16 protein-coding genes are annotated in these 13,118 nt (G+C 61.7%); 9 read left to right on the top strand and 7 right to left on the bottom strand.

What is annotated here, in order from left to right:
* Nucleotides 1-17: 17 nt before the first annotated feature.
* Nucleotides 18-443: a DUF3126 family protein gene (locus ATE48_RS19890; RefSeq protein WP_156767850.1), complete on the top strand. Its 426-nt coding sequence runs from the start codon at nucleotides 18-20 to the stop codon at nucleotides 441-443.
* Nucleotides 444-550: 107 nt separating this feature from the next.
* Here the strand turns inward: ATE48_RS19890 and ATE48_RS17960 are convergent, their stop codons facing one another.
* Nucleotides 551-1,315 (bottom strand): PhoH family protein, encoded by a 765-nt coding sequence (locus ATE48_RS17960; RefSeq protein ID WP_066773974.1) that lies wholly within the window; start codon nucleotides 1,313-1,315, stop codon nucleotides 551-553.
* A gap of 298 nt (nucleotides 1,316-1,613) precedes the next feature.
* On the opposite strand from ATE48_RS17960, the gene ATE48_RS17965 reads away from it, so the two are divergent.
* Both ATE48_RS17965 and ATE48_RS17970 read left to right on the top strand, forming a co-directional pair.
* Nucleotides 1,614-2,150 carry a gamma carbonic anhydrase family protein gene (locus ATE48_RS17965; RefSeq protein ID WP_066773977.1) on the top strand — a complete coding sequence of 179 codons (537 nt, stop codon included), beginning with the start codon at nucleotides 1,614-1,616 and terminating at the stop codon, nucleotides 2,148-2,150.
* A gap of 74 nt (nucleotides 2,151-2,224) precedes the next feature.
* The gene (locus ATE48_RS17970; RefSeq protein ID WP_066773979.1) at nucleotides 2,225-3,412 is read left to right on the top strand and encodes a L,D-transpeptidase family protein; all 1,188 of its coding nucleotides are present in this window, start codon (nucleotides 2,225-2,227) and stop codon (nucleotides 3,410-3,412) included.
* Here ATE48_RS17970 and mepK read toward each other — a convergent pair whose 3' ends face one another.
* On the bottom strand, nucleotides 3,413-3,979 hold the full coding sequence (gene mepK / locus ATE48_RS17975) for a peptidoglycan L,D-endopeptidase MepK (protein WP_066773980.1): 567 nt from the start codon (nucleotides 3,977-3,979) through the stop codon (nucleotides 3,413-3,415).
* 108 nt (nucleotides 3,980-4,087) lie between these two features.
* Between mepK and ATE48_RS17980 the strand changes: the two genes are divergently transcribed.
* Nucleotides 4,088-4,675, top strand: a complete 588-nt coding sequence (locus tag ATE48_RS17980) for a M23 family metallopeptidase (RefSeq protein WP_066773982.1) — start codon at nucleotides 4,088-4,090, stop codon at nucleotides 4,673-4,675.
* Here the strand turns inward: ATE48_RS17980 and ATE48_RS17985 are convergent.
* Entirely contained in the window at nucleotides 4,672-6,138 is a 1,467-nt protein-coding gene (locus tag ATE48_RS17985; protein WP_066773983.1) for an acetyl-CoA acetyltransferase, read from the bottom strand. The genes ATE48_RS17980 and ATE48_RS17985 overlap by 4 nt on opposite strands.
* Nucleotides 6,139-6,167: 29 nt before the next feature.
* On the opposite strand from ATE48_RS17985, the gene ATE48_RS17990 reads away from it, so the two are divergent.
* Nucleotides 6,168-7,310 (top strand): NAD(P)H-dependent flavin oxidoreductase, encoded by a 1,143-nt coding sequence (locus ATE48_RS17990; RefSeq protein WP_066775363.1) that lies wholly within the window; start codon nucleotides 6,168-6,170, stop codon nucleotides 7,308-7,310.
* Here ATE48_RS17990 and ATE48_RS17995 read toward each other — a convergent pair.
* Nucleotides 7,307-7,846: a DUF4339 domain-containing protein gene (locus tag ATE48_RS17995; protein WP_066773985.1), complete on the bottom strand. Its 540-nt coding sequence runs from the start codon at nucleotides 7,844-7,846 to the stop codon at nucleotides 7,307-7,309. The genes ATE48_RS17990 and ATE48_RS17995 overlap by 4 nt on opposite strands.
* A 94-nt stretch (nucleotides 7,847-7,940) precedes the next feature.
* Nucleotides 7,941-8,555: a PilZ domain-containing protein gene (locus tag ATE48_RS18000; RefSeq protein WP_066773986.1), complete on the bottom strand. Its 615-nt coding sequence runs from the start codon at nucleotides 8,553-8,555 to the stop codon at nucleotides 7,941-7,943.
* Between the two features lie 122 nt (nucleotides 8,556-8,677).
* Here ATE48_RS18000 and ATE48_RS18005 point away from each other — a divergent pair, with 122 nt between their 5' ends.
* Genes ATE48_RS18005 through ATE48_RS18015 form a run of 3 tightly spaced genes read left to right on the top strand, consistent with a single transcriptional unit; the run spans nucleotide 8,678 to nucleotide 11,534 of the window.
* Complete coding sequence (locus ATE48_RS18005) at nucleotides 8,678-10,339, top strand: choline dehydrogenase (RefSeq protein WP_066773987.1); 1,662 nt, start codon at nucleotides 8,678-8,680, stop codon at nucleotides 10,337-10,339.
* Nucleotides 10,336-10,965: a Pr6Pr family membrane protein gene (locus ATE48_RS18010; protein WP_156767851.1), complete on the top strand. Its 630-nt coding sequence runs from the start codon at nucleotides 10,336-10,338 to the stop codon at nucleotides 10,963-10,965. Before ATE48_RS18005 ends, ATE48_RS18010 begins: the two co-directional genes overlap by 4 nt.
* A 50-nt stretch (nucleotides 10,966-11,015) precedes the next feature.
* Nucleotides 11,016-11,534: an OmpA family protein gene (locus tag ATE48_RS18015; RefSeq protein ID WP_066773990.1), complete on the top strand. Its 519-nt coding sequence runs from the start codon at nucleotides 11,016-11,018 to the stop codon at nucleotides 11,532-11,534.
* A 112-nt stretch (nucleotides 11,535-11,646) separates the two neighbouring features.
* On the opposite strand, the gene ATE48_RS18020 is transcribed toward ATE48_RS18015, so the two are convergent.
* Nucleotides 11,647-11,988, bottom strand: coding sequence for a response regulator (locus ATE48_RS18020; protein ID WP_066773992.1), 342 nt, complete (start codon nucleotides 11,986-11,988; stop codon nucleotides 11,647-11,649).
* A 192-nt stretch (nucleotides 11,989-12,180) separates the two neighbouring features.
* On the opposite strand from ATE48_RS18020, the gene ATE48_RS18025 reads away from it, so the two are divergent.
* The gene (locus ATE48_RS18025) at nucleotides 12,181-12,576 is read left to right on the top strand and encodes a response regulator (RefSeq protein WP_066773994.1); all 396 of its coding nucleotides are present in this window, start codon (nucleotides 12,181-12,183) and stop codon (nucleotides 12,574-12,576) included.
* Here the strand turns inward: ATE48_RS18025 and ATE48_RS18030 are convergent.
* Nucleotides 12,573-13,103, bottom strand: a complete 531-nt coding sequence (locus ATE48_RS18030; RefSeq protein ID WP_066773997.1) for a PAS domain-containing protein — start codon at nucleotides 13,101-13,103, stop codon at nucleotides 12,573-12,575. The genes ATE48_RS18025 and ATE48_RS18030 overlap by 4 nt on opposite strands.
* Nucleotides 13,104-13,118 lie beyond the last annotated feature (15 nt).

Consider the following 13,118-nt stretch of genomic DNA (forward strand, 5'->3'; position numbering starts at 1 on the left):
CCAGAACGGAGTTTCCCTTGAACGCTGCCGAATGCACGCGCCTCGGCGCTTATCTTTCTAAATTGCTTGGCTCACCCACGGTGTCCGTGGTGTCGAAGTCGGCTGATGAGGCGAACGTACTTGTCGATGGCAAGCGTGTCGCGGAACTGCTGCGCGACGAGGACGAGGGCGAACTCTCGTATTCGATCAGTCTCGCCATACCCTCGGCGCCAGGCGCGAAGAAGAATGCGCCAGTTGATGGTCCCGAGCGCGCGCGGTTGCAGGCAGCGCTGCGAACGACGCTGCACGCCGCCGATCTCGATGTACGTGAGCGCCCGCGCAAGACGGATTCTGCGGAGGTTTATGTGCATGGCGAGTTCGTCGGCACGGTTTCAGCTGACGAAGACGAGGGCGCGGTGCTCACAATGAGCATCTTGGACATCGATCTTGAAGGCGAAGAATAATCAGCGCTTGAGATGATGGTCGATGCGAAGAAAAAAGCCCCGGCACTGCTGGGGCTTTAAGTTTTCATTGATCCAACAGACAGTCCAAACTGGAAAAGGCGGCGCGCCTAGAGAACGCCTAGCATCGAGGCCACGAGCGGGTGACGCACGATGTCGACTTCGCCCAAGCGGCAGACGGCGATGTTCGGGACGCCTTCGAGCTTGTCAGCGACAGTGTGGAGGCCAGAGAGATCCGGCAGCAAATCCGTTTGAGCCGGGTCTCCGGTGACAACCATGGTTGAATTCCAGCCGAGGCGCGTCAGCAACATCTTGATCTGGCCGTAGGTGCAGTTTTGCGCTTCGTCGATCACAACGAAGGCGTTGTTGAGCGTGCGCCCGCGCATGAAGCCGACGGGTGCAATCTCGATGAGGCCTTCAGCCATCAATGCTTTGAGGCGCTTGGGCGAGAGGCGATCTTGAAGCGCGTCGTAAAGTGGGCGCAGGTAGGGCGCGAGCTTGTCTTCCATGGCGCCGGGCAGGAACCCAAGCGATTCGCCGGCTTCGACCGCGGGGCGTGAGAGCACGATGCGGCCCACTTTGCCCGCTTCGAGCGCTTCAACCGCTTTGGTGATGGCGAGGTAGGTTTTTCCGGTGCCGGCCGGGCCGAGCGCCAACACCATTGCGTGGGTGTCGATCGCTTCCATCAGCGCGCTTTGGCCTTTGGATTTCGGGCGGACGTTTTTGACGAAGCTATGATCGCGGTTTGCGTCATTGGCGGGCTGATAGCCGCCTTCGAGCACCTGCAGATTACGCTGACGACGATCGTCGCGCTGGAATTCTTGAACGTTGAGCACGCCTTGGGCTTGCCGACGCTTGGTAGTGCGCTTCGCCATAGAACGCTCCTTTCGGGAGTGCAAAGAGCCCGCGCGGCTTCTGCCGGCGGGCGGTGGGGAGTCGAAGAAGTTTGAGGAGTCGAAGGAGTCGTCGGCGCTAGCGCCGTTGGGCGGGATGTGTAGTGCGCTGATCTTGCGCCGTGTGCCCACGTACTCCCCCACAAACGAGCCGAAGCCCTGGAGACGGGTGGACCGGAACATTCCGATCCGATGGTTACAGGAAGCGCTGAACCGGTTAACGACGCATTGAAGACCCGGAACGTCTCAAAAAATTCGCACAACAGCCGGAGCCGTAACGATGCCGATCTTTTCTCTGGCGGACGCCGATCTCGAGGTCGAGGACCCGGACGCGTACTGGGTGGCGCCGGGCGCTGTGCTGATCGGGCGGATCGTGCTGAAGCGGAATGCGAGCGTGTGGTTCGGCGCGGTGCTGCGGGGCGACAACGAGCCCATCATAGTCGGTGAAAACTCAAACGTTCAGGACGGCAGCGTTCTGCACACTGACATGGGCGCGCCACTGACCATCGGCAAAGACGTGACCATCGGCCATCAGGTCATGCTGCATGGCTGCACGATCGCCGACACCTCGCTCATTGGCATCAAGGCGACCGTCCTCAATCATGCGGTCATTCCGAGCTTCTGTTTGGTTGGCGCGCATTCGCTGGTGACGGAGCGCAAGACGTTCGAAGAAGGCTCACTCGTTACGGGCGCGCCGGCGCGCTTTGCCCGCAAGATGGAAGAGCAACAGCGCCAAGTGATCCAGTTCTCCGCGCATCACTACGTCGAAAATTGGAAACGTTATAAGCGCGACATGAAGCCAAGCCGCTTCGAGTAACATTCTACCGCGCACGGGAACGAAGCGCGGGTTCGTAGATTGAGCAACCGAGGGATCACCTAGGGTTTGCTTCCATGAGATTAATATTGATGGCCGCAGCGTCGGCCTTGTTGGTTGCAGCGTGTTCGCCGGCGGCGGAGGCGCCGAGTTCCCCGCCAGCGATTGAGATGAGCGAAACTGCGCGCGCGCAGATGGGCGAGATCAATTCCGCCCGTTTCACCATGCAGATGCCCGCAAGCCTTGCTGATGTGCCTGCGGTTCCGCCGAGCGCGGTTCCAGCTGGCGCTACGCCGGCGCCGAGCAATCTGGATCCTGGTTTCAATCCTGAACCGCCACCTGCGGGCCAGACGCCAACGGAGGCGACAGCGCCCCAGAGCGCACGCTTCGACGCAGGCATGGTGCGCATTCAGGTGCTGCTCGATCGCGCGCACTTTTCGCCGGGCGTCATCGACGGATACGATGGCGGCAACGTGCGGAAGGCAGTTTCAGCATATCAAGAAGCGAACAGCCTTCCGGTGAACGGTGTCGCAGGCGATGCGTTACTGACGCGCCTTGAGCAGTCCGACGCGTCTCCTGCTCTGGTTGCTTACGTCTTGACGGCGGAGGATGTCGCCGGACCTTTCGTTGATGTACCGCGTGATCTTGAGGCGATGTCGCGGCTTCAACGCGTGGGCTACGAAGCCGCGGAAGAAGCGGTCGCCGAGAAATTCCACATGGACGAGCATTTGTTGCGTACGCTGAACCCCGGCGCTGATTTTAGCCGTGCGGGCACGGAGATCGTGGTCGCCAATGGTGGTGGCGAGCTCACCGCTCAGGTTGCTTCGATTGAAGTTGATGTCGCAGAGGGCATCGTTCGCGCGTTCGATGCGTCCAACCAGCTTGTCGCGTTCTATCCGGCGACGATTGGCAGTGGCGATGCGCCCGCGCCTTTAGGCGAGCACACGGTTCGCGGCGTCGCATTCGATCCGACCTATCGGTACGATCCTGCGCGGTTGCCGAGCTTCGGCCAGCGCAATCACGGGGCGCTGGATATCGCCGCGGGCCCGAACAATCCTGTCGGTGCGGTTTGGATCGCACTCAGCGCTGATACGTACGGCATTCACGGCGCGCCGAACCCCTCGCAAGTCAGCAAGACGCAGTCGCACGGCTGCATTCGACTGACGAATTGGGATGCAGTGGAGCTTGGCCGCGCTGTGCGGCCGGGCGTTCCCGTCGCGATCCGTGAGAGCAGCGTGGCGCAGCGCGCGACCGGACGTGGCTAGCTACCAGCGCCGAACGCGGCCGGTGTCGACGTGAATGAAATCTGAAGCTTCATAATAGCCGACGCCGCCCGCGCTCATGCCGAGAGCGGCGTCGCGTAGACGCGGCAGCTCAACGCCGCGGACACGAATGTCGATGGCGCGGCCTTCCATGTGGAGGCTGCGTGTCGCGACGCCGCTGGACTGTTCGTGCAGCGCAGCGTTGGTTACCGGCGAACGGTAGCCAGAGATGATTTGGAACGGTGATGACGCGCCGACGAGGCCTTTCAGCGTATGTAGCTGATCGAGCAAGCGTGGATCGATGGCGTGCACTTCGCCGGAGCGATGGTCACGCATGACCTGATTTATGGCGCTCATGGCGTCGGTAACGTAATCGCCGCGTTCCCAATAGGCGCCGACGAACGTGTCGCCTGTGTGAGTGTTCAGGAACGAAAGCTGACGCGCCTGCGTTGGCGCTGGAGATGGCTGCGTGGCGTAAGCTGGCGGGATCATGTTGGCGCCGATTGCGCCAACAAGCGCTGCATTAAAAACCGCCCCGCCAGCGGCTTGCAGAAATGTGCGTCGATTCATGCCCTGTTGCTCCACGTCGCGTGGCTAACGTGACGGCGCGGCCAATATGAGGCGCCGCGATGGCGATGAAACTTGGGAACTTCAGTCGCGACAGGCGCATTTGCGGTAATGAAATTGTGGCAGGCGACATCATTGGCTGTGCTCGTCGCGGCGATACTGATGCTGAACACTATGCTGTCGCCGGCGCCAGCGACACCGCCGCAGGTCGAGCCGCAGCAGGAAGACCAAAAAATTCGCCGTCGCGCTGCCGTGATTACGGAGTCCGGTCTCATTGTTCCCGTCGCTGGTGTGCAAGCAAGCGCACTCACAGACACGTGGGGCGCGACGCGCTCACAAGGGCGCACGCATGAAGGCATAGACATCCTGGCGCCGATGGGCACGCCGGTGCGCGCGGCGGCTGACGGGCATATCGAGAAGTTCTTCGATAGCGAGCGCGGCGGCATCACGATCTACCAGTTCGATACCAGCGAGCGCTTCGTCTACCATTACGCGCACCTAAGCAGTCGCGCGCCGGGCTTGGTTGAGGGCGACGTCGTCGAGCAGGGTGATGTCATTGGATACGTGGGGATGAGCGGAAATGCGCCGATCCCGCATCTACATTTCGAAATTCAGCGTCTCACGCCGGATCGGCGCTGGTGGGAGGCGGAGTCGATGAACCCGTATCCGCTTTTGGTTGCGGGGCGTGCGCCTGACTAGAGGCGCCAGTGATTGAGGCCTTCAGCGTCGGTCGTGATTTGGCCGGAGACGCCAACAGGTTCGCGCGCGCCGTCGGTGAGGAAGGTGATGAGTTGGGTATCGTCGCGGCCGGCAAAGGTCAACGTGCGCTCATCGTTGGCCGTCCTTGCGACGATGACGCCGCTCTTTGGTGCGCCTTCGCGATCGTAGAAGATTGTGTAGGTCTCGAGCGTGGCTTCGCCGGAATAGGTTTCGATGAGGGTGGGCGCCGCCTCGCGCCAGGAATCTGCGTCGTCCTGAACGCTGGGATCGTGCACGCCTTGAGTAGCGATCTGCGGATCACGCGAGATGATGATGCTGTGGCTTGTTGTTGCGAAGCCGCCATTGCCGAAGAGCAAGCCGTGCGTGCCGCTGAGGCGCAGTGCTTCCGTCATCGAAGCAATAGCGTGGCTCATGTAATTGCCGACCGGCCCGCCGCCGAATGTCAGACCGCCGAAGACGGTCATTGGGCTGTCGAGCGGCCAGTCGATGGCGCGCCGCGCGAGTTTTGGCATCACGGGAAAGCACGAGTAGAGTTCAACGCAATCGAGATCGCTGCTGGTGAGGCCGTTGAAGCGAAGCGCGCCGCTCAGTGACGCCTCCAAACTGGGTGAGCGGTTGACGTGATCTCGCGCCAGCACATCGCCCGGCTCACGCGCTGCTGCGCCGCGGCCGACATATACGAGGTTCGCTTCGGCCACGCCCCCTGCCTTTGCGCGGGCGAGGCTGGTGACGATGAACGCAGCGCCTTGGTTCACGGAGGCGTTCGCCACCATGAGCTTGGTGTATGGAAAGGCGATGGGCCTATTGCTGGGCGAGACCTCTAGAATTTGCTCCGACGTGTAAGGCGTGCGCAGCCAGGCGTTGGGGTTTGCGGTCGCGACGCGAGAGAAGCCCGACCAAATATCCGCGCTTTCACGCTGGGCTTGCGACAGCGTTTGACCCCACGCTGCGCGGCAGGCGTTTTCGTAGAATGGATAGACATCCGTCGGGGCGACGATGCCGTAGCGGGCGCGGCCTTCCCGTGTTGCTCGTGCCGCAGATTCCCGCACAGCGTCGCGTGCGCCGCCTGCTGCGCGTTTGGCGGCTGTACGCAATGCTTCGCCGCCGGCGACGAGACAAATGTCTGCTTCGCCCGCGGCGATGCGGTTCGCGGCGGTGTTCAGGAGCGCTACTGGGCTGTCGCCCATTGGGTAGCGGGTTTGCGCGCAATGACGTGGCGTGATCCCAAGTATTTGCGCCAGCGGCGCCGAGGCGTCGGCGAATTCCGGAAACGAAAGTTGCGCAACGACATCCAGCGTGTTGGCGCGCCCGAGCCATCCCCCGCCGCCATCGGCGTCTGCGTTTCGCAGTGCAGCAGCCATCAACTCTATCGCGTTTAGCCGCTCGTCGCGATCATTGGTCTGGCCGACGCCGACGATGACTGGGATTTTGCTCTCGTCCATTGGCTCCGCCGCGCTATGCTCGCCTAATGATGCATACGCCAATCTGCCAACGTCTAGGCATAGAGTTTCCGTTGTTTGCGTTTTCGCATTGTCGCGATGTCGTAGCGGCAGTGTCGAAGGCCGGTGGCATGGGCGTGCTCGGCGTCGCCGCGTATTCGACGGAGCGTCTAAAGCAGGAACTCGATTGGATCGAGGCCCACGTGGGCGGTAAGCCGTATGGCGTCGATCTCATCGTGCCCAACGCATACGAAGGCAAAGGCGGGGCGTCTGCCAGCGTTGATGCGCTGGTGGATGGGCTGCCCGCAAAGCACAAAGACTTCGCGACGAGCATTCTTGAGAAGCACGGGATCAAGAGCGGCGAGCTTGATGAAGCGCGCAAGAATGCTGGTGGCTTTGCGCGCAACCTGGCCGATGGCGGGGCGTCGTCGCTTGAGGTGGCGTTTCAGTATCCGATCAAGTTGATCGCCAATGCGCTCGGCACGCCGCCGCCGTTGATGATTGAGATGGGCAAGCAGCATGGCGTTGCGGTAGCCGCGCTCGTCGGCGCCAAGGAGCATGCGTTGGCGCAAGCTGCGGCGGGTGTCGACATCATCATTGCGGCGGGCACCGAGGCGGGCGGCCATTGCGGCGATGTGACAACAATGGTGTTGGTGCCGGAAGTGGTTGAGGCGCTCAGCGCTGCAAACATCGACGTGCCGGTGCTCGCGGCGGGCGGCATCGTTACGGGTGCTCAAATGGCGGCGGCAATGGCGATGGGTGCGGCCGGCGCATGGTGCGGTTCGGTGTGGCTGACGACGCCAGAGGCTGAGACGAGCGAGGTCATCAAGAAAAAGCTCCTTGCCGCCAGTTCACGTGACACGGTGCGGTCTAAGTCGCGCACCGGAAAGTATTCGCGCCAGCTTCGCTCGCCGTGGACGGATGCATGGGAAGCGGAGGCGGCGCCGAAGCCGCTGGCGATGCCATTGCAGACCTTCATTTCCGAGCCGCCGCTGCGGCTGATCGATAAGCTCGCGGATGGCGGGCACCCCGGCGCGCAGGAGCTTGCGACCTATTGGGTCGGGCAAGGCGTCGGGCTGATGAACGAACCGCTTTCGGCGGGGGCGGTCGTGCAGCAGTTCAAGGAAGACTTCGCGCGGGCGTACGAGCGCTTAGCGGCAGCGATCGGCGCCTAGCGCTGTTCGTTCGCCGCTTCGACGCGGAGCGGGCCATTCCAGACCTTATTGATCCGAACGTCGACTTCCGGGCCTAGGTTGAACCAGGCCAGGCGATCGCGCGTGGCGTCGATCACCACGAAGCGGTCACCACGCTCGAGCGTTTGCGAGAGTGCGTTGCGGATGATGCCCGAGGTGAAACGCGTGCGAACGAGCCAGAGGCCGGGGCCCAAGTCGCAGACAAAACCCATGCTTTCGAGGGCGGCCATGAAGGCCATCCACGAGCCTGAGAAGATTTCGGCGTGGACAAAGACATTCGCGGCTTCTTCGGCATCGTTTGCGTTTGCGGGTTTACGCAGACCGCGCAGAGCCATGACGCGGCGCGCTTCGGTCCAATCGGATTTGCCATTGGCTGAGACCAATGTCGTTGGGCGTACGCGGCCTTCGGTGAGGAAGGTCGCCATCTGCTCGATGCTGTAGGGGCCGAACGCGCGACCACGGATCTGCACCCACCACTTGTTGGTGGTCGCGGATTTGAGAGTTGCGACGTCGCTCACGACTTTGCTCCGTTTCAGTACGGAGTACGCATTCGCGTCTCCGGCGAACCGGAGGGCGTGCAATCGCTATGCCGGAGCTTTCAGTAAAGGCGCGTTAGCTATGTTTGCGCGGCTCGAGGTCGATGGCGAAGCCCCCTTCGATCAAGCGGGCCACGCGGCCATAGACGTTGCCGGCTCGCACCCAAACGCCAATGAGCGGTGGTGGACGCCTGCTCTTTATAGTGATGCCGGCGAGCGAGAAGTCGACGACCTCACCTTCGTAGGCTTCGCCAGTCTCGAACTCGAGCTTGATCATGTGCGAGCCGTCGCTGATCGCTGGACGCTGCGGCTCTTCGATGCCGAGATTGCGGTTAACGGCGATGGTCAGTTGCTCGGCCATCTTTTCGCGCTTGTGAGCGGTGAAGTCGAAAATGATCGCGACTTCGCCTTCGCCGCACTTGCGGGCGACGAAGCCGGAGACGCGGCCAAAGCCAGCAAGGTAAATGACGACGCGGTCGCCGACGGTCGGAAGGATAGGCGCCGCGATGCGGATGTCACCGGGAGAGATGTCGGCCGTCCGACAATCGTGCTCGCGACCCAGCGGGTCGAGCAGCCGTCCGCTAACCTCAATCGGCATCCGGCGGAAGCGCCGGCGCTCACGTATGCCCACCTGAGCTGCGGTGAGCCGGCGGGCGGCGGCGGCGAGGTTGATCTTTTCGGCTGCTGACATGACGCTACTAATGGCAGTTCACCGTAAACGTTTGCTTAAGGTTTGACGGCGGGGCAGGGCTTGGCGCCGGGCGCGCGGACGCGCAAAGGTTCCCCTAACAAGAACGAATGGGATGAGACGCCGTGGCCGACACTGGGGATCGCTTTGACTATGTAATCGTCGGTGCGGGATCGGCCGGCTGCGTGCTGGCCAACCGGCTCAGCGAGGATCCGAACGTCACCGTCGCGGTGCTTGAAGCGGGCGGAAAGAACGAGAGCTTGCTGGTGAAGATGCCTGCGGGTGTTGGCAACCTCATCGCGCAAAAGGGCGTTTCGAACTGGGGCTTCGAAACGACGCCGCAGCAATTCATGGATGGGCGCAAGTTGTATCAACCGCGCGGTCGCGGCTGGGGCGGCTCGTCCGCGATCAACGGCATGATCTATATTCGCGGGCACGCGCGCGATTACGATCAATGGCGCCAGATGGGCCTCTCCGGTTGGGGCTATGCCGACGTGCTGCCGTACTTCAAACGCGCGCAGCATCACGAAGATGGCGCCGACGCATGGAACGGCGAAGCAGGTCCGCTTTGGGTGTCGCGTGGTCCGCCAGGCCATCCGATCTACAAGGCGTTCATCCAAGCCGGCGCGCAGGCCGGTTACCCGGTGACGCGCGACTTCAACGGCCATCAGCAAGAAGGCGTCGGCCCCTATCACCTCACCATTCGCGATGGTGAACGCTGGAGCGCATCAGCCGCCTATTTGCGTCCAATCATAGAGCGGCCAAATCTCAAGGTGATCTCGGGCGCGTATGCGCATCGAATTCTCATCGAGAACAAGAAAGCGCTGGGCGTCGAATTCTCGGCGGGGCCTGGCAAGCTGGCGCAGAACGTCTACGCCAAGCGCGAAGTGCTGGTGTGCGGCGGCGCGTTCCAGTCGCCGCAATTGTTGCAGCTCTCGGGGATCGGTCCTGGTGCGGAACTGCAGAAGCACGGCATTAACGTCGTGCACGATGCTCCCGACGTCGGCCGCAACCTGCAAGACCACCTCGACGTCTGCGTCATCTTCGAGATGACGAAACCGCTTTCGATGTACTCGCTGACCAAGGGCTTGAAGCAGCCGATGATCGGTATCGAGTATATGCTGACCAAGCAGGGTCTTGGCCGCACGAATCATTTGCACGCGGGCGCCTTCTTGAAAACGCGCGGCGAACTGGATCGTCCTGACATTCAGATCCACCTTGTCAACGCGCAGATGCGCGATCATGCGCGGGTCAAGCCCGATCGGGATGCGTTCACGCTGCATGCCTGCCAGCTGCGCCCTGAAAGCAAGGGTACGGTCACGCTGACTTCGACGAACCCCTTCGACACGCCCGCGATCGATCCGCGCTATCTCGCGGAAGAGAATGATCGACGCACGATGAGGGATTCGGTGCGCATCGTTCGCGACATCGTCAAACAGCATGCGCTCGATCTCTATCGCGGTCCGGAGTTTGCGCCAGGCGAGCACATCCGTACCGATAGCGAGATCGATGCTTGGATCCGTCAAACCGGCGAGACGATCTACCACCCGGTTGGCACTGTTCGCATGGGCGCCGATGCGAAAGCGCCTCTGGATGAACAGCTCCGCGTCCGCGGCGTCGAGAATCTGCGGGTGATCGACGCTTCGGTGATGCCGACTTTGATTGGCGGCAACACCAATGCGCCGACGATAATGATCGCGGAGAAGATCTCCGACGCTCTACGCGGCAAATCGTTCCTACCACCGCAGGATGCGCCGATCGCTGAAGACGAGCGGGTGGCGGTTTGAGCCGATTGGCGCGGCCGGTCGCGGCGATTGGCGCGCTGATCGGGCTTTTCGGTCTCGTGCTGCAATACTGGCTGCTTTACGCCGACATGTCGGCGCAGGGCGCGTCAGTGTTTGAGATCACGTGGCGCTATTTCGTTTGGTTCACGCTGCTCACCAACACGTTTGTGACGTTGGTGATGGCGCGGGCCGCGCTCAAGCCTGAGAGCCTTGCAGGTTTGAACGCGCCGCGCATCGAGTTGATGGCGGTCACGTCGATCCTCTTCGTTTGTATCGTCTACAACCTTCTGCTTGCGTCGCGTTGGGATCCGCAGGGCTGGCAAAAGGTGGCCGACGTTATCGTTCACGACATCGTGCCAGTCACGTTTGTGCTGTTCTGGCTAGTGCGACCGCATGGGACGCTGACTTTGCGGCATGCTGCCTTCGCGGCGCTTTGGCCATTGGCTTATGCAGTTTACGGACTGACGCGCGGCCTATTCGATAATTTCTATCCCTACTTCTTCATGGACCCGACGACGCTAAGTTACGGACAGATAGCATTGAATCTTGTCGGGTTGGTGGTTGCGTTTGGCCTTGGCGCATTGTTGCTGCTTGGCATCAGTCGCGTGCTGGGTTCACGTAAGCCGTAGAAACGCCACAGAAGCGGATCACCCAAACGGCGCCTCATCAGGAGCCGATCATGCGTGTCGCGTTGTTAGCCGCCGCCTTCCTCGCTGCTTCGTTTTCCTCCGCCTTCGCTCAAGACGACATGGACAGAGCCGAGCGCGAATTGCGCGACGCCATGGCGCCGGCTGCATCGCAAGGCGCAGTTGTGGAGCGGGTTTCGCCTGATGAAGTCCGGGTGCGGATGCCGTCCGACATCACCTTCGATTTCAATCGTGCTGATGTGAAGTACGAGTTCATGCCGCGAATTTCAGATTTGGCGCATACGCTCAATCGTTATCCGGCAATGAGCGTGAGCATTGTGGGCCACGCTGATGCGATCGGCTCGGATGAGTATAACCGCCGGCTCTCGGAATGGCGCGCTTGGTCGGTGAGCGAGGTGCTCGCACAATTTGGGGTGCAGCAGGGCCGCATGCGCACGAGCGGCATGGGTGAGATGGCGCCGATCGCCTCGAACGCGGACGAATGGGGCCGCGCGCGCAATCGCCGGGTGGAGATCAGCGTTCGCCGCGAGCCCGTCTATCGAGATAAATAGGGGCTAAGCGCGTTGGCGCTTGCGCTTTACTGATGCGCCTTTGGGTTGGTGTCGTAGGCGCCGCTTGCGCTCGGCCAGCATGGTGTTGAGCTTGGCTTCAAGCGAAGCAGCATCACAGATGGGTTTGCAGTCGGGAAGACGCGCAACGAACGCCGCTGCCGCCTGCGCTTTGCCTTGCAAGTGAGCCGGTCAGGACCGCCTCGATGGACGGTCGGTGACGGCGCACCCATTGGGCCAGCACAAAGCCACTACCTTCGCCAGCGAGCTGCGTGTCGCTCATCAACACATCGACCTCAGGGCCTGCGAGGAGGATCGCTTTTGCATCGTCGCCGTTGACCGCCTCGATGACGGTGACGGAGCATGCGCGCAAATGTTCCCCGATCGCGAAGCGCACGAGCACATCCGCTTCAACCAATAGAATGGCGATTTTCTTCGGTGATCTTCTGGCAGCCATGAGTTCCTTCGTGCTTGCGGGGATCGCACGAGGTAAAACGGCTCGGGAAATTGATGGGTTCCGCAGACTACCGTAACAAGGACAAGGCGCGGTAGAAGCGCGGCGGAGATGTGTCGAACGCCGGGAACTTAGGCGAGTCACAGACATTATGGTGCAGGGGCCAAGAACAAGATGAGTCCGGCGGAAGACCTAATGCCCGATTTTCAAGCCGACGCTGAGCCGCTCGTGCTTGTCGTCGAGGACGAGGTGCTCATCCGTATCGCGGCTGCCGATCATCTGCGTCATTGCGGGTTCAAGGTCGCTGAGGCGAGCAACGCGATCGAGGCGCGGGAACTTATTCTCGCAGGCCTTAAGGTCGATCTGGTTTTTTCGGACATCACGATGCCGGGGAAGATGGACGGCATTGCGCTCGCGCAGTGGCTGCACGAACAGCTGCCCGGTGTGCCCGTCGTGCTGACGTCAGGCGTGACGAGCTCACTCGATGCCGCCAAGCGCGCGTGTCTCAACGTGCATGCGTACGAAGCTAAGCCTTATGGGTATGACGGCTTGGTTACGAGCATTCGCGCCGCGTTGGCCGCGCGCGGTTAATCGTTCACGACAACGAGACGCATCGCCTTCGGCGTCTTGGCGGCCGGAGGGTGCAGCGAACCCAAGCGCAAGAATTGGACGTTGCGGCCGCCGAGGAAGTGTTCACCGCCCAAGGCTTGGAAAAGTCCTAGGTAGCGATTGCCCAGTGTGGCATCGATCTTCAGGGGCGTCAGTAGAATTTCAGCGCCGAGCTTGCGGCCGCACACCGTCTCGGCGGTGACGCGGGCGATTGCCGGTTCGCCGGCTGCGGCGCTCGCATCTATCAGGGCGTTCATGAGCGCTAGATCCGGCGCCAGGAAGAAGCGTGCGAAGTCGTGCTCACGGAGATCGCGGCCGAAGACTTTGACCAAGTCCTGCCCGAAGGTGCGGATGGGCATGCGCCCTTCCTTCGTCCGCTCGATAACGAACAGACGTTCAAGGACTTGGTCAGCGCCACCCTTCTTGGGTGTCGCGCCAGGTGCTCCCGCGAGCGCTCGCCCATAGGCAAGCAGCGCCCGTGTATCGGGATGAAAGGTCTCTTCCCCCATCATTAATCTTAAACG

Source organism: Candidatus Viadribacter manganicus (assembly GCF_001679665.1).
Lineage (GTDB): Bacteria > Pseudomonadota > Alphaproteobacteria > Caulobacterales > Aquidulcibacteraceae > Vitreimonas > Vitreimonas manganica.